The organism is Aquibium sp. A9E412, assembly GCF_030398335.1.
Lineage (GTDB): Bacteria > Pseudomonadota > Alphaproteobacteria > Rhizobiales > Rhizobiaceae > A9E412.
Map to the genome: position 1 here is coordinate 34,946 of NZ_JAOAOP010000023.1, position 19,971 is coordinate 54,916.

The 19,971-nt window shown below is 71.6% G+C and carries 21 protein-coding genes, 1 tRNA gene and 1 riboswitch; of the genes, 9 read left to right on the plus strand and 13 right to left on the minus strand.

Features of this window, described 5'->3' with window-relative positions:
* Positions 1–13: 13 nt before the first annotated feature.
* The gene (locus N1F89_RS10650) at positions 14–1,276 is read right to left on the minus strand and encodes an MATE family efflux transporter (RefSeq protein ID WP_290083974.1); all 1,263 of its coding nucleotides are present in this window, start codon (positions 1,274–1,276) and stop codon (positions 14–16) included.
* A gap of 341 nt (positions 1,277–1,617) precedes the next feature.
* Between N1F89_RS10650 and N1F89_RS10655 the strand changes: the two genes are divergently transcribed.
* Positions 1,618–2,517: a histone deacetylase gene (locus N1F89_RS10655; protein ID WP_290083940.1), complete on the plus strand. Its 900-nt coding sequence runs from the start codon at positions 1,618–1,620 to the stop codon at positions 2,515–2,517.
* Positions 2,518–2,526: 9 nt separating this feature from the next.
* On the opposite strand, the gene N1F89_RS10660 is transcribed toward N1F89_RS10655, so the two are convergent.
* The gene (locus tag N1F89_RS10660; protein ID WP_290083941.1) at positions 2,527–2,790 is read right to left on the minus strand and encodes a DUF6460 domain-containing protein; all 264 of its coding nucleotides are present in this window, start codon (positions 2,788–2,790) and stop codon (positions 2,527–2,529) included.
* A 180-nt stretch (positions 2,791–2,970) separates the two neighbouring features.
* On the opposite strand from N1F89_RS10660, the gene N1F89_RS10665 reads away from it, so the two are divergent.
* Positions 2,971–3,567, plus strand: a complete 597-nt coding sequence (locus tag N1F89_RS10665; RefSeq protein WP_290083943.1) for a hypothetical protein — start codon at positions 2,971–2,973, stop codon at positions 3,565–3,567.
* Positions 3,568–3,617: 50 nt separating this feature from the next.
* Here N1F89_RS10665 and N1F89_RS10670 read toward each other — a convergent pair.
* A tRNA-Gly gene (locus N1F89_RS10670) sits at positions 3,618–3,692 on the minus strand.
* Positions 3,693–3,860: 168 nt separating this feature from the next.
* Here N1F89_RS10670 and N1F89_RS10675 point away from each other — a divergent pair.
* A complete protein-coding gene (locus tag N1F89_RS10675; protein WP_290083944.1) occupies positions 3,861–4,661 on the plus strand; it encodes an ion transporter in 801 nt (266 codons plus the stop codon).
* Between the two features lie 9 nt (positions 4,662–4,670).
* Here N1F89_RS10675 and N1F89_RS10680 read toward each other — a convergent pair whose 3' ends face one another.
* A complete protein-coding gene (locus N1F89_RS10680) occupies positions 4,671–5,762 on the minus strand; it encodes a 2'-deoxycytidine 5'-triphosphate deaminase (RefSeq protein WP_290083946.1) in 1,092 nt (363 codons plus the stop codon).
* 76 nt (positions 5,763–5,838) lie between these two features.
* Positions 5,839–5,916: riboswitch (SAM riboswitch) on the plus strand.
* Between the two features lie 41 nt (positions 5,917–5,957).
* Here N1F89_RS10680 and N1F89_RS10685 point away from each other — a divergent pair.
* The 3 genes from N1F89_RS10685 to N1F89_RS10695 all read left to right on the plus strand — a co-directional run bounded on the left by N1F89_RS10685 (position 5,958) and on the right by N1F89_RS10695 (position 7,889).
* Positions 5,958–7,148 carry an O-succinylhomoserine sulfhydrylase gene (locus N1F89_RS10685; protein WP_290083947.1) on the plus strand — a complete coding sequence of 397 codons (1,191 nt, stop codon included), beginning with the start codon at positions 5,958–5,960 and terminating at the stop codon, positions 7,146–7,148.
* Between the two features lie 82 nt (positions 7,149–7,230).
* Positions 7,231–7,479, plus strand: a complete 249-nt coding sequence (locus tag N1F89_RS10690; RefSeq protein ID WP_290083949.1) for a type II toxin-antitoxin system VapB family antitoxin — start codon at positions 7,231–7,233, stop codon at positions 7,477–7,479.
* Positions 7,476–7,889: a type II toxin-antitoxin system VapC family toxin gene (locus N1F89_RS10695; RefSeq protein ID WP_290083951.1), complete on the plus strand. Its 414-nt coding sequence runs from the start codon at positions 7,476–7,478 to the stop codon at positions 7,887–7,889. Before N1F89_RS10690 ends, N1F89_RS10695 begins: the two co-directional genes overlap by 4 nt.
* A 61-nt stretch (positions 7,890–7,950) precedes the next feature.
* Here N1F89_RS10695 and N1F89_RS10700 read toward each other — a convergent pair whose 3' ends face one another.
* Complete coding sequence (locus N1F89_RS10700; RefSeq protein WP_290083953.1) at positions 7,951–8,556, minus strand: CDP-alcohol phosphatidyltransferase family protein; 606 nt, start codon at positions 8,554–8,556, stop codon at positions 7,951–7,953.
* Between the two features lie 170 nt (positions 8,557–8,726).
* Here N1F89_RS10700 and apaG point away from each other — a divergent pair, with 170 nt between their 5' ends.
* Entirely contained in the window at positions 8,727–9,119 is a 393-nt protein-coding gene (gene apaG, locus N1F89_RS10705) for a Co2+/Mg2+ efflux protein ApaG (protein ID WP_290083955.1), read from the plus strand.
* 13 nt (positions 9,120–9,132) lie between these two features.
* On the opposite strand, the gene N1F89_RS10710 is transcribed toward apaG, so the two are convergent.
* The 3 genes from N1F89_RS10710 to N1F89_RS10720 are packed head-to-tail and all read right to left on the minus strand — an operon-like array spanning position 9,133 to position 12,254.
* The gene (locus tag N1F89_RS10710) at positions 9,133–10,113 is read right to left on the minus strand and encodes an Hsp33 family molecular chaperone (protein ID WP_290083957.1); all 981 of its coding nucleotides are present in this window, start codon (positions 10,111–10,113) and stop codon (positions 9,133–9,135) included.
* Between the two features lie 4 nt (positions 10,114–10,117).
* On the minus strand, positions 10,118–11,038 hold the full coding sequence (argF, locus tag N1F89_RS10715; protein ID WP_290083959.1) for an ornithine carbamoyltransferase: 921 nt from the start codon (positions 11,036–11,038) through the stop codon (positions 10,118–10,120).
* A gap of 19 nt (positions 11,039–11,057) precedes the next feature.
* Positions 11,058–12,254, minus strand: coding sequence for an aspartate aminotransferase family protein (locus N1F89_RS10720; protein ID WP_290083960.1), 1,197 nt, complete (start codon positions 12,252–12,254; stop codon positions 11,058–11,060).
* 405 nt (positions 12,255–12,659) lie between these two features.
* Between N1F89_RS10720 and N1F89_RS10725 the strand changes: the two genes are divergently transcribed.
* On the plus strand, positions 12,660–13,178 hold the full coding sequence (locus tag N1F89_RS10725) for a GcrA family cell cycle regulator (RefSeq protein WP_290083962.1): 519 nt from the start codon (positions 12,660–12,662) through the stop codon (positions 13,176–13,178).
* Positions 13,179–13,296: 118 nt separating this feature from the next.
* Here N1F89_RS10725 and phoU read toward each other — a convergent pair whose 3' ends face one another.
* Together phoU and N1F89_RS10735 are read right to left on the minus strand one after the other, a co-directional pair.
* On the minus strand, positions 13,297–14,025 hold the full coding sequence (gene phoU / locus N1F89_RS10730) for a phosphate signaling complex protein PhoU (RefSeq protein ID WP_290083963.1): 729 nt from the start codon (positions 14,023–14,025) through the stop codon (positions 13,297–13,299).
* An 85-nt stretch (positions 14,026–14,110) separates the two neighbouring features.
* Positions 14,111–15,382 carry an ATP-binding protein gene (locus tag N1F89_RS10735; protein ID WP_290083965.1) on the minus strand — a complete coding sequence of 424 codons (1,272 nt, stop codon included), beginning with the start codon at positions 15,380–15,382 and terminating at the stop codon, positions 14,111–14,113.
* A gap of 80 nt (positions 15,383–15,462) precedes the next feature.
* On the opposite strand from N1F89_RS10735, the gene ppk2 reads away from it, so the two are divergent.
* Complete coding sequence (ppk2, locus tag N1F89_RS10740; RefSeq protein ID WP_290083966.1) at positions 15,463–16,362, plus strand: polyphosphate kinase 2; 900 nt, start codon at positions 15,463–15,465, stop codon at positions 16,360–16,362.
* Here ppk2 and N1F89_RS10745 read toward each other — a convergent pair.
* From N1F89_RS10745 to N1F89_RS10755, 3 genes are all read right to left on the minus strand, one after another.
* Positions 16,331–18,187 (minus strand): glycosyltransferase family 2 protein, encoded by a 1,857-nt coding sequence (locus N1F89_RS10745; RefSeq protein ID WP_290083967.1) that lies wholly within the window; start codon positions 18,185–18,187, stop codon positions 16,331–16,333. The genes ppk2 and N1F89_RS10745 overlap by 32 nt on opposite strands.
* A gap of 211 nt (positions 18,188–18,398) precedes the next feature.
* The gene (locus N1F89_RS10750; RefSeq protein WP_290083969.1) at positions 18,399–19,145 is read right to left on the minus strand and encodes an enoyl-CoA hydratase-related protein; all 747 of its coding nucleotides are present in this window, start codon (positions 19,143–19,145) and stop codon (positions 18,399–18,401) included.
* 47 nt (positions 19,146–19,192) lie between these two features.
* Positions 19,193–19,831, minus strand: a complete 639-nt coding sequence (locus N1F89_RS10755; RefSeq protein ID WP_290083971.1) for an acyl-homoserine-lactone synthase — start codon at positions 19,829–19,831, stop codon at positions 19,193–19,195.
* Positions 19,832–19,971: the final 140 nt, after the last annotated feature.

Consider the following 19,971-nt stretch of genomic DNA (forward strand, 5'->3'; position numbering starts at 1 on the left):
CCGGGCGGACGCCTCAGGCGAAGCTCTCGCGGGCACGCCGCGGCAGGATGGCGAGCAGGCTGAGGCCGCGCACGATCAGGAAGACGTGCAGCGCGGCCCACAGGCCGGCATTGCCGAACGCGGCCGACAGCGCGAACAGCGCCGCCACGTAGACAGCCAGCGACAGCAGCATCATGTTGCGCATGTCGCGCGACCAGGTGGCGCCGATGAACACGCCGTCCATCTGGAAGGCGAGCACGCCGCTAACGGCGGTGAACGCGGCCCAGGGCAGGAAGGCGCCGGCCAGCGCGCGCACCGCCTCGGCCGTGGTCACCACGGCGATCAGCATGTCGCCGAAGGCGAGGAAGACGGCGGTGGCGAAGAACGCCAGGCCGAAGCCCCAGACCGCGGTCAGCCGCACGGCACGGCGGAAGGCCGGCTCGTAGCGCGCGCCGAGCGCCCGGCCGGCGAGCTGCTCGGCGGCGGTGGCGAAGCCGTCGAGGAAGTAGCCCGAGATCAGGAAGAAGTTCATCAGGATCGCGTTGGCGGCGAGCTGCAGCGTGCCGAGCTGCGCGCCCTGCCGCGTCAGCAGCGCGAAGGCGGCGAGCAGCGAGAAGGAGCGGATCATGATGTCGCGGTTGAGCGAGATCATGCGCGACATCGCCGGCACGTCGAAGACGCGGGCGAGCGTCAGCCGCGGCGCGCGGCGGAAGCGGCCGACCACAACGGCAAGCCCGACAGCAGCGCCGAACAGCTCACCGCCGACGGTGCCCCAGGCGACGCCCTCGATGCCCCAGCCGAGCGCGAGCCCGAGATGCATCGACAGCGCGATGTTGGCGCCGTTGAGCAGGATCTGCAGCATCAGCCCGAGCGCGCCCTCGCCGCGGCCCAGCACGTAGCCGAGGATGGCATAGTTCATCAGCGTCAACGGTGCGGCGAGGATGCGGATGACGATGTAGCTCGCCATCGCGTCGGCGACACGCGGCTCGGGATCGATGAACCACACGCCGCCGGCCACGATGAGCGGCGCCAGCAGCACCAGCGCCACGCCGCAGACCAGCGCGATGATCGCCGCGCGCCAGAACACCGCCTGCTCCTCCGCCGCGTCGTCGCGGCCGAAGGCCTGCGCGACGAGCCCTGTGGTGCCCGAGCGCAGGAAGTTGAAGGTGGTGAAGACGACGTCGAAGACGATGGCGCCGGCGGCGAGGCCGCCGAGCAGCGCGGCGTCGCCGAACTGGCCGACCACCGCGGTGTCGACGATGCCGAGCAGCGGCGTCGTCAGATAGGCGAAGGTCATCGGCACGGCGATCGCCAGCACCGAGCGGTGGGTCACGTCGAAGGGCCGCACGCGCCCGGCGGCCGCCGCCAGGGGTTGGGTCACGTCGCCGCTCCGCCGATCGGGGTCCATGGCCGGTTTGCACGCCGGCGCGCCGGCGCGCAAGCGCGGCCGGCCGGTGGACCAAACGCCGGCCCGGCTGTGCCTGCCGGCGCGGCGCCCTACATAAAGCGTTTCCAAGCGACGTGGAAACCGGTTCGCCGTCCGCAAACGCGTCGAAACAAGGACTTGGACCCGATCTGCGCTTCCGTGAAGAGCAGATCGGCTCTACCAGGCTCCGTCCCTCGTCCCGCCAGGCCCGTATGCCGCTGCCGATCGTCCACCACACCGACTACGACGCCCGCTTTCCGGCCAGCCATCGCTTTCCGATGGGCAAGTACCGCCAGCTCATGCTGGCGCTGCAGGCGCGCGGGCTGACCGACGGCGGTGCGCTGCACGTGCCCGAGCCCGCCGCGCCGGAGCGGCTGCGGCTCGTGCACGACGCGGCCTATGTCGAGCAGGTGCTGGCGCAGACGGTGCCGGTCGCCGTCGAGCGCGAGATCGGCTTTCCGGTCAACGCGCTGGTGGCGCGTCGCGCCAGGCTCGCCGTCGCCGGCACGGTGCTCGCCGCGCGGCTGGCGCTCGCCGGCGGGCTCGCCTGCAACACGGCCGGCGGCAGCCACCACGCCCGCCGCGCGCAGGGCGCCGGCTTCTGCACCTTCAACGACGTGGCGGTGGCCGCCGCCGTGCTCCTCGGCGAGGGCGTGGCGCCGATCCTGGTCGTCGACCTCGACGTGCACCAGGGCGACGGCACGGCCGAGATCTTCGCCGGCGAGCCGCGCGTCTTCACCTTCTCGATGCACGCGGCGCGCAACTATCCCGTGCGCAAGGTGCCCTCCGACCTCGACGTGGCGCTGCCCGACGGCACCGGCGACGCGGCCTATCTGCGCCGGCTGGAGGCCGCGCTCGCCTTCCTGGACCGCACGCAGGCGCCGCGCCTCGTGTTCTACAACGCCGGCGTCGACCCGCATGCCGACGACCGGCTCGGCCGGCTGGCGCTGAGCGACGCTGGGCTGAAGGCGCGCGACGCGATGGTGATCGGCCATTTCCGCGACCGCGGCATCCCGCTGTGCGGCGTCATCGGCGGCGGCTATGCGCACGACGTCGCCGCGCTCGCCGCGCGCCACGCCATCCTGTTCGAGACGGCCGCGCGCTTCGCCTGAGCCGCAGGCTCAGCGGCGGTAGCTCAGAAGCCGCAGGATCAGGAAGGCCGGCACGACGATCGCCGCGCCGAGCAGGATGTAGCCGAAGAAGCGCTCGAAGGCGGCGAAGCCCATGTTCCACACGCGCAGCACCGCCTCGCGCACCGCCTCGACGACGTCCCAGGGGGACCAGTCGAAGGCGCTCATCACGATGCCGACGATGAAGGACAGCACGAGCAGCTTGAGCGCCACGCGCAGCGGGCTGTCGCCGAGAAAGCGGTTGATGGCCGACACGGGGGTTCTGGCTCCGTTGAACGCCCCGCAGATACGGCCTGGCGCCGCCGAGTTCAACCGCCGGCGCCCCGGCACCGAAGGAACCGGCCGCGCCGACCGCACGTTGCCGGCGCACGACGCCGCCGCTCGCCCGCGCGACGGCGACGACCGCCTCGCCCGAAAAGCCCGGAGACCGCCGCCGTGTGGCAGTTCATCAGCGACAACAGCGCGCCGCTCAACACGATCGCCAACGCCCTCATGCTGGTCGTGTGGGCGCTCTACTTCCAGCTCCTGCTCAACGCGCACCGGCGCCAGCGGCGCGCCAAGGTGCTGATCAACCGCAGCGCCGGCCACGACCTGTCGTCGAACTGCGTGGTCTCCAACATGAGCGCCGAGCCGGTCTATCTGGAAAGCGTGGTGGTCACCACGGAGCGCGACGGCGAGCGCAGCGAATGCTCGCTCACCGACCTCGACACGCTGACGCGGCAGCCCGGCGAGGACCCGCGCCGCTTCTGGTTCCAGGGGCCGCTGATGACGGGCGAGTACATCACCCTCGGCTCCTTCGAGACGCTGTTGTCGTCGTGCTGTCCGAAGGACTGCGCGCCGACGGAGCTCAGCGCCTTCGAGATCATGGTGGTGGCGACCTACGGTCCCGACCACGCGCCGGTCGGCACCAGGCGGCGCTTCCGCCGGGTCGCCGAACCGGGCGCGAACGGCGGCTGGACGGCGGAGCCGGCGCACCAGATCCGCTCCTTTTGGCATCGCCGGGCGCTGCGCGCCTATCTGCGCGACGCCTGAGCGCCGCCGCGCGTCAATCGATCAAGGGCCGGTATGGACCGCGAAAGGGCTGGAGCGGGCGATGGGGATCGAACCCACGACATCAAGCTTGGGAAGCTTGCGTTCTACCACTGAACTACACCCGCGAACCGGCGGCTAGAATGGCGTGTCGGCGGCGCGTGTCAAGCGCCGTGTTGGCCGGCGGCGGCGCGGGGCCGGCGATCGGCGATCGTCGCCGGCAGTTGCCGCTTGACGGCGCGCCCGCCGCGTCCCACCTGTCGGCGGTTGCCGAATCCGCAGGAGCGCAGCACCCCGTGCAGACCGTCAAGAGCCTCGTCGAATCGCGCCGTTTCGAGGCGGCCATCACCGTTCTGATCGTCATCAACGCGGTCACGCTCGGTCTCGAGACGTCGGAAACGGCGATGGCGGCGGCGGGGCCGACGCTGATCCTGATCGACCGGCTGATCCTCGGCGTCTTCGTCGTCGAGCTCGCGCTGCGCTTCGTCGCCTATCGCGGCGCCTTCTTCCGCGATCCGTGGCGCATCTTCGACCTGTTCGTCGTCGGCATCGCGCTGGTGCCCGCCACGGCCGGACTTTCTGTGCTGCGCGCGCTGCGCATCCTGCGCGTGCTCCGGCTGGTCTCGGTGGTGCCGTCGCTGCGCCGCGTTGTCGGCGGTCTGATCGCCGCGCTGCCCGGCATGGGCTCGATCGTGCTGTTGCTCGGGCTCGTCTACTACGTGTTCGCGGTGATGGCGACCAAGCTGTTCGGCAGCGCCTTCCCCGACTGGTTCGGCACGATCGGCCTGTCGGCCTACTCGCTGTTCCAGATCATGACGCTGGAAAGCTGGTCGATGGGCATCGTGCGGCCGGTGATGGAGGTCTATCCCTGGGCGTGGCTGTTCTTCATCCCGTTCATCGTGTCGACCACCTTCACCGTGCTCAACCTGTTCATCGGCATCATCGTGTCGGCCATGCAGGCCGAGCACGACGCCACCGCGGCGGCCGAGCGCTCGGCGCTGCACGACGAGCAGGCGACGATCCTGGAGGAGCTGCGGGCGCTGCGCGCGGAGGTGCGCGCGCTGCGCGCGGCGGACGCGGAGGAACGGACCGGCTGAGCCGGCGGCTCAGCCGGCGCGGAAGTGCTTCGACAGCTTGAGGGCCTGGCCCTGGTAGTGCGACTTCAGCGCCGCGCCGTAGAGCGCGCCGGGCCGCGCCAGCATGTGCTCGTAGACCAGCCGGCCGACGATCTGGCCGTGGTCGAGGATGAAGGGCACCTCGTGGCTGCGCACCTCGAGCACGGCGCGGCTGCCGCCGCCGCCGGCCGGCGTGTGGCCGAAGCCGGGATCGAAGAAGCCGGCGTAGTGGACGCGGAACTCGCCGACCAGCGGGTCGAACGGCGTCATCTCGGCGGCATGCAGCGGCGGCACGTGCACCGCCTCGCGCGACACCAGGATGTAGAACTCGTCCGGATCGAGCACCAGCTCGCCGCGGCCGCGGGCGCGGATCGGCTCCCAGAAGTCCTCCAGGTCGTAGGCGTCGCGCCGGTCGACGTCGATCAGCCCGGTGTGGTGCTTGGCGCGGTAGCCGATCAGCCCGTCGCCGCCGCCGCCGAGATCGATCGACAGCGCGATGCCGCCGCCGGTGATGTTCGGCGCGGCCGAGGCGACCAGCGTCTCGCGCGCGTGCAGCGCGGCGAGCGCCGCCTCGTCGAGCGCCGCCACGCCGCGCCGGAAGCGGATCTGCGACAGCCGCGAGCCGGCGCGCACGACGATCGGGAAGGTGCGCGGGCTGACCTCGATATAGAGCGGGCCGCGATAGCCGGCGGGGACCTTGTCGAACTCCTGGCCGTGGTCGCTCATCACCCGGGTGAAGATGTCGAGCCGGCCGGTCGAGCTCTTCGGGTTGGTCGAGGCGGCGATGCCGTCGGGCAGCGCCAGCCGCTCGACCAGCGGCACGATGTAGACGCAGCCGGTCTCCAGCACCGCACCGCCGGTCAGGTCGATCTCGTGCAGCGAGAAGCGGGCCAGCTTGTCGGCGACGCGGTGGTCTGGTCCCGGCAGGAAGCTGGCGCGCACGCGGTAGGCTACCGCGCCGAGCCGCAGGTCGAGGCTCGCCGGCTGGATCTGGTCGCCGTCGAGCGGCCGCTCGGCGGCGAGCGCCCCGGTCTCGAAAAGTGCGGCGATCTCGCCGTCCGGCAGGATGCCCGTGTCGCGCAAGCCGTTGTCTCCTTGCTGGTCGGCGGAGGTTTAATGAAGCGGCCGATTGACGCAAGCGCGCGCGCCGGCTATGGAGCGCTTATCCCGTGGTGATTTGGCCGGTCGGCTTGCAGCCACGTTAAAGAAGTCGCTAAAAGGCCGCGCTCGACACACCGGCTCGCGGCTGCGCGGCCGGTTTTTTTGTTGGGCGGAGCCATGACAGACGATCCTTCACGACACTGGAAGCCGCAGACGGCGCTGGTCCACGGCGGCACGCAGCGCTCGGCCTTCGGCGAGACCTCCGAGGCGCTCTACCTCACCCAGGGCTTCGTCTACGACAGCGCCGAGGCGGCCGAGGCGCGCTTCAAGGGCGAGGCGCCGGGCTTCATCTATTCGCGCTACGCCAACCCGACCGTGGCGATGTTCGAGCAGCGCATGTGCCTGCTGGAGGGGGCGGAGGACGCGCGCGCCATGGCCTCCGGCATGGCCGCGGTGACGGCCGCGCTGCTGTGCTCGCTGCGCGCCGGCGACCATGTGGTGGCGGCGCGCGCGCTGTTCGGCTCGTGCCGCTGGGTCGTCGAGACGCTGATGCCGCGCTACGGCATCGAGTCCACGCTCGTCGACGGCACCGACCCGGCGCAGTGGGAACGCGCGGTGCGGCCGAACACGCGGCTGTTCTTCCTGGAAAGCCCGACCAACCCGACGCTCGAGATCATCGACATCGCGCATGTCGCGCGGCTGGCCGAGGCGAACGGCGCGCGGCTGGTGGTCGACAACGTGTTCGCCACGCCGCTGCAGCAGAAGCCGCTGGCGCTCGGCGCGCATGTCGTCGTCTACTCCGCCACCAAGCACATCGACGGCCAGGGCCGCTGCCTCGGCGGCATCGTGCTGTCGGACAAGGCCTGGATCGACGAGCACCTGCACGACCATTTCCGCCACACCGGCCCCAGCCTGTCGCCGTTCAATGCCTGGACGCTGCTCAAGGGGCTGGAGACGCTGCCGGTGCGCGTCACCCAGCAGAGCGCCAGCGCGGCGCGCATCGCCGACCGGCTGGCCGACCACCCGGCGGTGGCGCGGGTCGTCTATCCCGGCCGCGACGACCACCCCCAGGCCGCTCTCGCGAAGCGCCAGATGAGCGGCGGCTCGACGCTGCTGTGCCTCGACATCGCCGGCGGCAAGGCGGCGGCCTTCGCCTTCCAGAACGCGCTGCGCCTGATCGCCATCTCCAACAATCTCGGCGACGCCAAGAGCCTGATCACGCATCCCGCCACGACGACGCACAAGAACCTGTCCGACGCAGCGCGCGCCGAGCTCGGCATCGGTCCCGGCACACTGCGCCTGTCGGTCGGGCTGGAGGACGTCGACGACCTGCTGACCGACCTCGACCGGGCGCTGGCGGCGGCGTAGCCGCGCCCGCGACGGCCGCGGCCGGCACCTGCCGTCTTGATGGCAGCAATGGGCGCACCTATACTGCGGGCGGAGGCTTTCGATGGCCGAGCCGCAACTGTCCGTCCACAGCGCCCGGGCACGCGACCTGGCGCACCGCCTCGCCCGCCGCGAGAACCGCTCGATCGCGGAGATCGTGGAGCGTGCCCTGGAAGCCTATGAGGTGCGCGAGGCGGGCCGCGAGCCGGCCGCGACGTTCTACGAGCGGATTTCGCAAAGCTACGGCACCGACATCGACCTGGAATCGGTCGTCAGCCAGAACCGTCGGCCCCATCCGGGACCGGAGCTTTGATCTTTCTGGACACCAACGTCGTTTCCGAGACGCTGCGCAAATCCCCCGACGACGCCGTGCGCGGCTGGCTGGTGCGCCACGATGCGGAGCTGGCGCTTCCCACCGTCACCATCGCGGAGATCGCCTTCGGCATCCGCAAGATCGCGCCGGACCAGCGCGCCGCATTGCTCGAGCAGAGGCTTGCGGAATGGCGCCGCCGCTTTGCCGGCCGGATTTTCGGCCTCACCGAGGAGGCCGCGATGGCATACGGCGCGATGATGGGTGATGCGTCCCGCCGGGGCAAGGCGATGTCGGTGCCCGACGGCATGATCGCCGCCATCGCACGGGTGAACGGCGGACGTCTGGCGACGCGCAACCTGGACGATTTTCGCACGACGGGGCTCGACCTCGTGCCGCCGTGGGCGGCCTAAACGGGGCGACGGGGCGCGCGCGTTCGGCCCGCGTGCATCCGGAGCGGCGCGCCGGACCGCCTCAGCCGAAGGTCCGCGCGGCCAGCACGATGCGCGAGACGGCGGTGTAGAGCGTGAGCGCGGCGAACGCATAGGCGAGCGGCGCGAACCAGTCGGGAAACAGGCAGAACAGGACGAAGACGGCGATCGTCTCGGTCGCCTCGGCCAGCCCGGTGGTGAAGAACAGCGACTTGGCACCGCGCGCCTCGCCGCGCATGCCGCGCCGCTCGGCCATCACCGCATAGGCGAGGAAGCTGGCGCCGTTGACGTAGAACGACAGGACGAGCACCGCGCCCGCCACCGCGTTGGCCGCAGGATCGGCGAGCACGAAGCCGACCGGCAGCGCGCCGTAGACGGCGAAGTCGAAGACGATGTCGAGATAGCCGCCGAGATCGGTGCGCCCGGCGATGCGCGCCACCGCGCCGTCGAGCCCGTCGCCGAGCCGGCTCGCCAGCAAGAGCGCGAGGCCGAGCCAGTAGGCCTGCAGCGCAACCGCGGCGGCCGCGCCCAGGCCGAGGGCGAAGCTGGCCACGGTGATCTGGTTGGCGCTCACGCCGGCCGCGGCCAGCCGCCGCGCCATGACGCGCAGCGCCGGGTCGATCCTCTGCCGCGCCCATCCGTCCAGCATGCCGTCGTCTCCCGCGCGCTCGTCGGCCCGTTGCGCGCCCGAGCTATAGCGGGCGCCACGGCCGGGCGCATTCACATTGCCGTCAGCGGCGGGCGGTCCGCGCCGGCCCGACGGCTTGACCGCATGCCCGCGGTCGGCGACCCTTCGGGCCCGTGCCTGGAAGCGAGCGCATGTACCGTTCCGTGACGCATGACATCGAGGTTCGCGTGGAGCCGTTCTTCCTCGCCGACCGGTCCGACCCGGACGACAACCGCTTCGTGTGGGCCTACCGCGTGACGATCGCCAACCACTCGCGCGAGCGGGTGATGCTGGTGTCGCGCTACTGGCACATCACCGACGCGCGCGGCCGGGTCGAGGAGGTGCGCGGGGCGGGCGTCGTCGGCGAGCAGCCGGTGCTCGATCCCGGCGACAGCTTCCAGTACACCTCGGGCTGCCCGCTCTCCACGCCGTCGGGCATCATGGTCGGGCGCTACCTGATGCGCGACGCGCGCGGCCGCGAGTTCCAGGTCGACATCCCCGCCTTCTCGCTCGACCTGCCCGGCGAGGCGCGCTCGGTGAACTGACGGCCCGGCCGGCTCAGGCGAAGTCGGCGGGATCGAACAGATAGCGCTTGGAGCAGAACTCGCAGCTCACCTCGATCTCGCCGTCGCGCGTGCTCTCGGCGATCTCCTCGGCGGAAAAGCCCTCGAGGATGGTGCGGATCTTCTCGCGCGAGCACGAGCAGCGGTCGACCACGCCGTGGCCCTCGAAGACGCGCACGCCGTGCTCGTGGAACAGCCGGTAGAGCAGCCGCTCGGTGCCGACCGTGGGATCGACGAGCTCGGCCGGCTCGACGGTCGCCATCAGCGCCAGCACCTCCTGCCAGGCGTCGTCGACCTGCGGCCCGCCGGCCTCCTCGCCGCCGTCGCCGCCCGGCAGGTCGGGCATGCGCTGGCGCTCCTCCGATTCGGGCAGGAACTGCACCAGCAGGCCGCCCGCCCGCCAGGCCGAGCCGGCGCCGTCGCGGCCGGGCGTGACGAGCCGCGCCACGCCGAGGCGCACCTCGGTGGGAATCTGCTCCGACTGGCGGAAGTAGACGCGCGCCACGTCCTCGAGCGAGGTGCCGTCGAGCTCGACGATGCCCTGGTAGCGGCGCATGTGCACGCCCTGGTCGATGGTCAGCGCCAGGACGCCCTTGCCGAGCAGATCCTCCGGCCCGGCGCGGCCGGCGGCCACCGCCTCCTCGAGCCGCGCGGCATCGTAGCGGGCATAGCCGCGCAGCCCGTCGGGCGTGGCGAAGTCGGCGACCAGCATGTCGACCGGGCCGTCCGAGCGGGTCTGGACGATGAACTTGCCCTCGAACTTGAGCGAGCTGCCGAGCAGCACCGTCAGCACCATCGCCTCGGCGAGCAGGCGCGCCACCGGCTCGGGATAGGCGTGGCGCTCGAGGATGCGGTCGAGCTCGGCGCCGAGCTGCACGCTGCGGCCGCGGATGTCGAGGCCGCCCACCTCGAACGGCACGACATGGTCGTCGCCGGCGAAGTCGAACTCGCCGAGTTTCGCTTGCGGTTTGCTCACCGGATCAGGCTCCCGACAGGCACCAGGCCAGCACCGCCTTCTGGGCGTGCAGACGGTTCTCCGCCTCGTCGAACACCACCGAGTTCGGCCCGTCGATGACCGCGTCGGTGACCTCCTCGCCGCGATGCGCCGGCAGGCAGTGCATGAACAGCGCGTCCGGCGCGGCCCCGGCCATCAGCTCGGCGTTGACCTGGTAGGGCATGAACACGTTGTGGCCGCGCGCGCGGTGCTCCTGGCCCATCGACACCCAGGTGTCGGTCATCACGCAGTCGGCACCGGCGACCGCCTCCTGCGGCGAGCGGGTCAGCGTCACGCGGCCGCCATTGGCGCGCGCCCAGTCGACGTAGCGCGCGTTCGGCTCGCTGCCTTCGGGCACCGCGACGTTGAGGCGGAAGCCGAAGCGCGCCGAGGCCTCGATCAGCGAGTGCAGCACGTTGTTGCCGTCGCCCGACCAGGCGAACAGCCGGTCGGCGACGGCGCCGCGATGCTCCTCGAAGGTCATCACGTCGGCCATGATCTGGCAGGGATGGGTGTCGTCGGTCAGCCCGTTGATGACCGGCACGGTGGCGTTCTGCGCCAGCTCGACGAGCCGCGCGTGCTCGGTGGTGCGGATCATGATGATGTCGACATAGCGCGACAGGACGCGCGCGGTGTCGGCGATCGTCTCGCTGCGGCCGAGCTGCATCTCGGTGCCGGTCAGCATCAGCGTCTCGCCGCCGAGCTGGCGCATCGCGACGTCGAAGGAGACCCGCGTGCGCGTCGACGGCTTGTCGAAGATCATCGCCAGCACCTTGCCGGCGAACGGCTTGTCCGCGCCGACCTCGGCGCGCCGCGCCTTGCGCTGCCGCGCGTCGTCGAGCATGCCGCGCAGCACGTCGCCGGACAGGGCGGAAAGGTCGAGGAAGTGCCGGGGGGCCGATGTCATGCCGGGTCTCCGGTGGATGTCAGCGCGCCGCGGCGCCGGCGCCGAGCGACAGGTCTTGCGCGGCGGCGCGGATGCGCTCGAGCGCCAGGCGGATCTCGTCCTCGCTGACCGTCAGCGGCGGCAGCAGCCGCAGGACGTTGTCGCCGGCCGGCACCGAGAGCAGCTTCTCCTCGCGCAGCGCCTGCTGCAGCATGGCGTTGGGCACCTTGCACCTGAGCCCGATCATCAGGCCCTCGCCGCGGATGCCCTCGATCACGTCGGGGAAGTCGTCGGCGATCGCCGCCAGGCCCTGCTTGAGCAGCAGGCCCTTGTGCGCCACCTGGTCGAGGAAGCCCTCCTCGAGCACGACGTCGAGCACGGCGTTGCCGACCGCCATGGCGAGCGGGTTGCCGCCGAAGGTAGTGCCGTGCACGCCGGCCGTCATGCCGGCGGCCGCCTCCTCGGTGGCCAGGCACGCGCCGACCGGGAAGCCGCCGCCCAGCGCCTTGGCGACCGCCGCGATGTCGGGCGTCACCTCGGTCCACTGATGGGCGAAGAAGCGGCCGGTGCGACCGAGCCCGCACTGCACCTCGTCGAAGATCAGCAGCAGGTCGTGCTCGTCGCACAGCGCGCGCAGGCGCTTCAAGGTGGCGTGCGAGAAGCCGCGCACGCCGCCCTCGCCCTGGATCGGCTCGAGCAGGATGGCCGCGGTCTCCGGCGTGATGGCGCGCTCGGCGGCGGCCGCGTCGTCGAAGGCCACCTGGTCGAAGCCGTCGACCTTGGGGCCGAAGCCCTCGATGTACTTCTTCTGGCCGCCGGCGGCGATGGTCGCCAGGGTGCGGCCGTGGAAGGCGCCCTCGAAGGTGATGATGCGGTAGCGCTCGGGCCGGCCGTTCACATGGTGGTAGCGCCGCGCGGTCTTGATCCCCGCCTCCAGCGCCTCGGCACCGGAATTGGCGAAGAACACGCGGTCGGCAAACGACACCTGCGCGAGACGCTCGCCGAGCCGCTTCTGGCCGGGAATCTCGTACAGGTTGGAGATGTGCCACAGCTTGCCGGCCTGCTCGGTGAGCGCGGCGACGAGATGCGGATGGCCGTGGCCGAGCGCGTTGACGGCGATGCCGCCGGCGAAGTCGAGATAGCGCACCTCGTCGGCCGTGACGAGCCAGGACCCCTCGCCCCGCTCGAAGGCCAGGGGCATGCGCGCATAGGTATCGAAAAGCGCCGAACCGCTCATAGCACCTGTCTCCCGAAGCGGCCGCCGGCGCGGGCGCCGCGGCCTGCCGCGCGGCCCGCGAAAGGCACGCATGGAGGACGATCAAACCAAAAAGCCGCCCGATTGGGCGGCGCTGCGACCCTATATCACGGCTTTGCGCCACAAAGTCAACGCAACGCCGCGGCAGGAGGGCTTTCCGTCGCCTTCGTGACGGTGCGGCGCCCAAGTTGGGGAAAACCGGCAAAAGAGATTCGGGGGGCCATGCGGACTCTTGTCATGGAGTCAACCGATACGGTAGCTTGCGGGCTGAAATTGCAGATTTCGTGCGGCGGACCAATCATTCGCGTAGATGTGGTGTCCCACCTGGCCGGTGCCGGGACGGGAAGCGATTCCGATTCCGCACGCCAGACGAGGAGCGTTTTGGCGATGAACTGGACCGATGAACGCGTCGAGACCCTGAAGAAGCTGTGGGCCGAGGGCCTGAGCGCCAGCCAGATCGCGGCGCAGCTCGGCGGCGTCAGCCGCAACGCGGTGATCGGCAAGGTGCACCGCCTCAAGCTGTCGGGCCGCGGCCGCGCCGGCGGCGCGCAGGCGCGGCAGAAGAAGCCGGTGGCGGCGACCGCCGCGCCGAAGCCGTCGCGCGGCGGCGGTGGCGGCGGGCGGATGACCACGACGACCGTCGGCGCCACGGCGCTGCAGGCGCAGTACGAGGCCGAGCCGGTGGCGCGCCAGCAGCTCCGCCCGGTCGAGGACGTCGTCGTGCCGATCTCGCGCAAGCTCAAGCTGGTCGAGCTCGGCGAGCACACCTGCAAGTGGCCGAACGGCGACCCGCTGATGGACGACTTCAGCTTCTGCGGCAACGAGTCGGGCGAAAGCAGCCCCTATTGCAGCTACCACGCGCGCATCGCCTACCAGCCGGCGAGCGAGCGGCGCCGCCAGCGCTGAGGCGCGACAAGCAGGCCGCGCAACGCGGCCACGCCGGCGCGCCGGCATCCCGTGCACTCCCGAGCAGGAAACGGCCCGGCCGCGGCAGTCGCGGCGCGGTGCCGCGCGTCGGGTCGGGCTATTCGCGCTCGGCCGGCAACCTCTCGACGACCACCGTGTGGGTGTCGTCCTCCTTGGGCCGCTCCGGCGGCATCTCCGCGCCGGTGGCGATGTGGTAGACCGTCTCGGCGATGTTGGTCGCGTGGTCGCCGATGCGCTCGATGTTCTTGGCGCAGAACAGGAGATGCGTGCAGGCGGTGATGTTGCGCGGGTCCTCCATCATGTAGGTCAGCAGCTCGCGGAACAGCGAGGTGTACATCGCGTCGATCTGCTCGTCGCGGTCGCGCACGGCGGCCAGCTTGTCGGGCGACCGCCCGGCATAGGCGTCGAGCACCTCCTTGAGCTGCGTGGCGGCGAGATCGGCCAGCGCCTGCAGGCCGCGCAGCAGCCGCACCGGCTGGCGCGTCTGGCTGACGGCGGCGACGCGCTTGGCGATGTTCTTGGCCAGGTCGCCGACGCGCTCGAGGTCGGCCGAGATGCGGATGGCGCCGACGATCTCGCGCAGGTCGCCGGCCATCGGCTGGCGCTTGGCGATGACGATGATCGTCTTGTCGTCGATCTCGCGCTGCGCGGCGTCGAGCACGGCGTCGTCGGCGACGACCTTGCGGGCGAGATCGGCATCCTCGCTGACCAGCGCCTGCACCGCCTGCTCGAGCATGCGCTCGGCATGGCCGCCCATGGCGGCGATGCGGTTGGCGAGGAACTTCAGCTCCTCGTCGTAGGAGCGCATGATGTGCTGGCTTCGCATGATTCCCACGCCCGACGTTTCGCGTGTCCGAGTGATACGCCAGACGGGTGACGAAAAAAAGAAAGGCCGTCGGCCGCAGGCGCGGTCAGGCGGCCGGCAGGTGAATGGTGAAGGCCGCGCCCGCGCCGAGCTCGGAGCGGATCGACAGCCGCCCGCCGTGGCGCGTGAGAATGTGCTTGACGATCGCCAGGCCGAGGCCGGTGCCCTTCTGCGCCCGGCTCGCCTCGACGTCGACGCGGTAGAAGCGCTCGGTCAGCCGCGGGATGTGCTCCTTCGGGATGCCGGGGCCGAAATCGGTGACGGTGACAGTCACCTCCGGCGGCTCGGTCGCCGCGTCGCGGGTGGCCGACACGACGATGCGGCCGCCGTCGCCGGCATATTTGCAGGCGTTCTCGACCAGGTTCTCCAGCACCTGGGTGAGCTCGTCGGCATGGCCGGCGACCATCAGCGGCGCGTCCGGCAGACGGGTCTCGATGACCAGCCCGGAATCGGCGGCGAGACGGGCCAGCGATTCGCTCACCTGGCGGGCGAGCCGGGCGAGATCGACGCGCGAATCGGGATCGATGTAGGGCTTCACCTCGAGTCGCGACAGCGACAGCAGGTCGTCGATCAGCCGGGCCATGCGGGCGGTCTGCGCCTGCATGATCTGCAGGAAGCTGTCGCGCGCGGCGGCATCGTCGCGCGCCGGCCCGCGCAGCGTCTCGATGAAGCCGGCGATCGAGGCGAGCGGCGTGCGCAGCTCGTGGCTGGCATTGGCGATGAAGTCGGCGCGCATGCGGTCGATGCGGCGCGCCTCGCTCTGGTCCTCGAACATCAGCACGAACAGGCCGCTCGCCTCGCCGATCGGCCGCGCCGAGACGCGATAGAGGCGCTCGATCGGCACGCGCTCCATGTAGTCGGCGAGCGCCTGCGCCCGGCCCGCCTGCAGCACGCCGTCGAGCAGCGCGTGCATCTCCGGCGTGCGGAAGCGCAGCGGCAGCGCGGTGCCGACCGGCAGGGCGCCGAAGGCGGCGACCGCCGGCGCGTTGGCGAACAGCAAGGTGCCGTCGCGGTCGAAGACGATCAGCGGGTCGGGCACGGCGGCCGCCAGGTGCCGCGCCGGCAGGCGCTCGAAGCCGCCCTCGCGGCGCTCCTCGCGCGGCCGGCGGCGCGGCACGTCCGGCGCCGGCGCGACGAGCGCCGCGACGGCAAGCACGGCCGCGAAGGCGAGCGCGGCGCGCAGGCCGCTGCCGCCGGCCCACAGGTCGAGCGCCAGGATGGCGAGCCCGGCGGCGGCCAGCGTGCGGCGTGCGGCGGCAAGCCGCGCGCGCACCGGGGCCAGTGGTTTCGCGCCGCCCGCCTCGCCGTTCATCGCCATGTGCCCTCCGCCGCGCGCGGCGCCTCTGGACCGGGCGCCATCCAGCCAATAGCATCCCGCCCGCCAACAGGATCGCCGCGATGACCGAGACCGCCCCGACCGCCGAACGGCAGCTGACGAGGCCCGTTACCATAAGCGTCGGCGGTGTTGAACGCGTGTTCGACATCGAGGAGCCGAAGCTGCCCGAGTGGGTGACGGACGCCGCGCTGACCGACGGCGGCTACCCCTACGACGAGAAGATGCCGCGCAAGGCCTACGAGCAGCGTCTCGAGGCGCTGCAGATCGAGCTCGTCAAGCTGCAGTACTGGCTGCAGGCGAGCGGCGAGCGGGTAATGATCCTGTTCGAGGGGCGCGACGCGGCCGGCAAGGGCGGCACCATCGCGCGCATCCGCAAGTACATGAACCCGCGCAGCGCGCGCAACGTGGCGCTGTCGAAGCCGAGCGAGACGGAGCGCGGGCAGTGGTACTTCCAGCGCTACGTCGCGCACTTCCCCACCTCCGGCGAGTTCGTCACCTTCGACCGCTCCTGGTACAACCGCGGCGGCGTGGAGCCGGTGATGGGCTTCTGCACGCCGGCCGAGCACGCCCGCTTCCTCGAGGAGACGCCGGACTTCGAGCGCGCGATCTGCAACGACGGCATCCACTTCTTCAAGTTCTGGCTCAACATCGGCCAGGTGACCCAGCTCAAGCGCTTCCACGACCGGCGGCACGATCCGCTGAAGACGTGGAAGTTCTCGCCGATCGATGTCGCCGGCATGACGAAGTGGGACGACTACACGCAAAAGCGCGACCTGATGATCGCCCGCACCCACACCGAGCACGCGCCGTGGACGGTGGTGCGCGCCAACGACAAGCGCCGCGCGCGGCTCGCGGCCATGCGGCGTATCCTGCTCACGCTGCCCTATGCCGGCCGCGACCTGGCGGCGATCGGCGAGGAGGACCCGCGCATCATCGGCTCCGGGCCGCGCGCGCTCGACTGAGGCGGCGCGCCGCGCTCGAGCGCTTGTGCGGCGTCTTCTCCCAGAGATGCGGATGCCTGACGAGCTGCCACGCCGCGCGCCATGCGGCGAGCGACATCAGCACCCAGTAGCCCGGCACCGCGACCGCCATCCGCCAGAAGCCGCGCCGCCGCGCCGGCTCGAGGGTCAGCCAGCCGAGCGCCAGAAAGGCGCCGTAGCCGCCCACCACGTTGACGACGTCGAGCACCATCAGCCCGGAATAGACGTCCGGCAGCGCATGGCCGAGGGCGAGCCGCAGCGCGACCGCCAGCGCGGTGACGACGAACAGCGGATGGACGAGCGCCGACACCACCATGCCGGCGAACAGGATCTGGCTGACGAGGAACGAGCCGGGACCGAGCTCGCGGGCAAGGCGCAGCGGCCGGCGCATGTGCACCAGCCAGGTCTGCAGCCAGCCCTTGAACCAGCGGGTGCGCTGCGGCAGCCACACGCCGATCGCGTCGGGCGCGTCCTCGTAGGTCGGGTAGCCGATGGTCGACACGCGATAGCCGAACCGCGCCAGACGCAGGCCGAGATCGGCATCCTCGGTGACGTTGTAGGGGTCCCAGGCGCCGGCCGCCTCAAGCGCGGTGCGGCGGAAATGGTTCGACGTGCCGCCGAGCGGCAGCACCAGGCCGCGGCGGGCGAGCCAGGGCAAGATGCCGCGGAACAGCGCCGCGTATTCGAGCGCGAACAGGGCGGCGAGCCGCGCCTCGCGCACGTTGGCGATGACCAGCGGCGCCTGCAGGCAGGCGAGGTCGGCGCCCTCGCTGCAGAAGCGCTGCCAGGCTTCCAGGAGCTGCAGCGGGTGCGGCCGGTCTTCCGCGTCGTAGAGCACGACGAGCGAGCCGCTGGTCATGGCGAGCGCGTACTGAAGCGCCTTCGGCTTGGTGCGCGGCAGGCCGGGCGGCACGCGGATCAGCTCGACATGCGGCCGCAGCGCATGCGCCTCGATGGCGGCGAGCGTGGCCGCGTCGTCGGCCTCGCAGACCAGCTTGATCTCCAGCTTGGCGCGCGGCCAGACCAGCTTGCCGAGCGCGACGAGCAGGTCGGGCACGATCTCGGCCTCGCGGTAGAGCGCCACCAGGACCGTGTAGACCGGCATCTCGGCCGGCGACAGCGGGCCGGCGAGCCGCGGCAGCGGCGGCGCGACGGCGCGCGAGACGGCGAGCCGCAGCCCGACGCAGGCGAAGAAGAACAGCGAGAACAGGCCGTGCAGCGCGAGCAGCGCGGCGACCGGTGCCAGCGCCAGCGCGACCGGCAGCGCCACCGCCGCCGCGCCGAAGGCGGCCGCCTGCCACGGCACGAGCACGAAGCGGGCGGACAGCTCCGGCCGGGTCTCGAACAGACGCTCGCGCGCCCGGCGCGTCAGCGGGCCGCGCACGCGCGCGGCGACCGCCCGGCGCAGGACCGCCGGCGGCGTGATGCAAAGACGCGCCGCGATGCCGGGAAAGCGGCGCAGATGCTCGCGCAGGGCGACGATGTCGACGGCCGTCGGCGCGAGCACGTGCACGGTGCCGCCGCCCGGCGCGAGCATCAGCGCCCGCTCGGCGCCGCGCGGCCGGCGCAGCGCGGCGAGCGCGTCGCGGTCGCGCATCACCAGGCGGGCCGGATCGATGTCTGCGCGAAAGGGCAGGCCGAGCTCCTCGGCGAGCGCGCGCAGCAGCACCGCCTCCGAGACCAGGCCGGAGGCGACGAGCTCCGCCTGGAAGGGCACGCGCGCGGCGGCCGCCCGCCGGGCGACGGTGCGCGCGGCCTCGGCCGGCACGCGCAGCCGGGCGAGCACCGGCCACCAGCCGGGCGGCACCGCCGGCGGCCGGCGCCCCGGCGCAACCGCCGGGCGGCGTTGCGTCTCCCGTGCCGGCAGGCCGGCCGGGAGTGCCGGTCCCCCGCCGGCTCGCTCGATGCCTCGCAGATCCATCGGCGCGCACGCGGATCGCGCCGGCGGCCGGCCGCGGTCGCGTGCGACCGGCCGCCGATGCGGGCTCCGCGCCCCCTCCCCTTGCGCGGGCCCGCCGTCAGGCCGCCATGCGCGCGACGCGCTTGAGCCGCCGCAGCGTCTTTTCGTCCTGCAGCGCGTGGTGGAACAGCGTGATCTCGCGGTCGATGCGCCGGCACAGCGCCTCGGCATCACCCTTGAGCAGCGCCTTGGTCTGCGTCAGCGAGCGCACCGGCTTCTTGGCGAGCACGCGCGCGGTGGCGAGCGCCTCGGCTTCGGGATCGTCCTCGGCGATCGAGGAGACCAGCGCCATGGCGCATGCCCGGTCGACGTCGAGCGCCTCGCCGAGGCAGAAGAACCGGAAGGCGCCGGCGTAGCCGAGCTTCTCCGGCGCCAGGATGCTGGTCGCCGCGTCGGGCACCAGGCCGAAATCGACGAACGGCACGCGGAAGGTCGACTTGCGCGAGGCGATGACGAGATCGCAGTGGAACAGGATGGTGCAGCCAACGCCGACCGCGTCGCCGTCGACGCTGGCGATCAGCGGCTTGGGAAACGTGGCGAGCGTGCGGAACATGTCGGTGACGGCGCCGATCAGCGCCTGGTGCTTGGAGGGATCGACGAATTCGCCGAAATCGCCGCCGAGACAGAAGCAGCCGGCCAGGCCGCGCAGCACGACGACGCGGGTCTCGTCGTCCTCGGCCGCCTCGCGCAGCGTGCGCGCCAGCCGCGCATAGGCGGCGGCGTCGAGCACCGGGCGGCCGCTGTCGGACGACACGGTGATGACGAGGGCGTGGTTGGTAAATTCGGTTTGCGGTCGGATGTCCATTTTGCCTTACCCCATTTGCTTGGAAAAATGCGGACGTCGCGCCGGCCTTACGAGGCGCGGCGGAGACCGACGGTCTCGGGCATGCCGCCGGCGAGCACCGGGGCGTCGTAGTTGCGGCGCTCGCGCACGGTGGCGAGCGTGTGCTCGTTGAAGGTGAGCAGCGTGGCGACGACCTGCTGGCGGCCATAGGTGCGCTGGTAGCCGAGCGGCCGGGCGAGGAAGCGAAGCTGCAGTGCGCGCAGGACCCACATCGGCTCGAACTCGATGATGACCTGGTCGACGCCCGTCCGCATGCCCCATTCGATGAAGCCGGCGATCAGCTCGCTGCCGACGCTCGACACGCCCCAGCGGCCCTCGCGGTAATGCGGCGCGACGGCGTAGCGGGTCAGCTCGTAGATGTTCGGCCCGGTCGGCGTCGGCCCCTCGCACAGATCGCCGAGCACGTCGGTGAGAAGATGCGGCCGGGTGGTCGGCAGCATGCGCTGGTAGCCGGCCAGCTCGCCGTTGCGGATGGCGAGGTGGTGCACCGCGTCCTCGTGGTCGAACTGGTCGATCTCCAGGCCGTCCGGCCGGCGCAGATCGTCCCAGCCCATCTCCTCGACGAAGATGCGGTAGCGCAGTTCATGGACGGCCCGCCAAAGATCGGGCCGCTCCATCAACTCGGCGGTTTTCAGAGCATAGAGCATTGAACGTACCTCCTGTTGTTGAGGAGGCAAGTCTAGAAGCGCAAACTGGCCGGAAAATTACGTGATCGCGTAGTATTTTAGCGCGTTTCGCGGTTGCGAACGCGGTCTCGCCGTCCGCCGGACGGCGCTGCCCGGCGGGC

Bases quoted from the DNA above. Each gene is read 5' to 3' on its own strand.
- N1F89_RS10650 (WP_290083974.1), bottom strand. From the start codon at position 1,276: ATGACCTTCGCCTATCTGACGACGCCGCTGCTCGGCATCGTCGACACC.
- N1F89_RS10655 (WP_290083940.1), top strand. From the start codon at position 1,618: ATGCCGCTGCCGATCGTCCACCACACCGACTACGACGCCCGCTTTCCG.
- N1F89_RS10685 (WP_290083947.1), top strand. From the start codon at position 5,958: ATGACAGACGATCCTTCACGACACTGGAAGCCGCAGACGGCGCTGGTC.
- N1F89_RS10690 (WP_290083949.1), top strand. From the start codon at position 7,231: ATGGCCGAGCCGCAACTGTCCGTCCACAGCGCCCGGGCACGCGACCTG.
- N1F89_RS10700 (WP_290083953.1), bottom strand. From the start codon at position 8,556: ATGCTGGACGGATGGGCGCGGCAGAGGATCGACCCGGCGCTGCGCGTC.
- apaG (WP_290083955.1), top strand. From the start codon at position 8,727: ATGTACCGTTCCGTGACGCATGACATCGAGGTTCGCGTGGAGCCGTTC.
- argF (WP_290083959.1), bottom strand. From the start codon at position 11,038: ATGACATCGGCCCCCCGGCACTTCCTCGACCTTTCCGCCCTGTCCGGC.
- N1F89_RS10720 (WP_290083960.1), bottom strand. From the start codon at position 12,254: ATGAGCGGTTCGGCGCTTTTCGATACCTATGCGCGCATGCCCCTGGCC.
- N1F89_RS10725 (WP_290083962.1), top strand. From the start codon at position 12,660: ATGAACTGGACCGATGAACGCGTCGAGACCCTGAAGAAGCTGTGGGCC.
- phoU (WP_290083963.1), bottom strand. From the start codon at position 14,025: ATGCGAAGCCAGCACATCATGCGCTCCTACGACGAGGAGCTGAAGTTC.
- N1F89_RS10735 (WP_290083965.1), bottom strand. From the start codon at position 15,382: ATGGCGATGAACGGCGAGGCGGGCGGCGCGAAACCACTGGCCCCGGTG.
- ppk2 (WP_290083966.1), top strand. From the start codon at position 15,463: ATGACCGAGACCGCCCCGACCGCCGAACGGCAGCTGACGAGGCCCGTT.
- N1F89_RS10750 (WP_290083969.1), bottom strand. From the start codon at position 19,145: ATGGACATCCGACCGCAAACCGAATTTACCAACCACGCCCTCGTCATC.
- N1F89_RS10755 (WP_290083971.1), bottom strand. From the start codon at position 19,831: ATGCTCTATGCTCTGAAAACCGCCGAGTTGATGGAGCGGCCCGATCTT.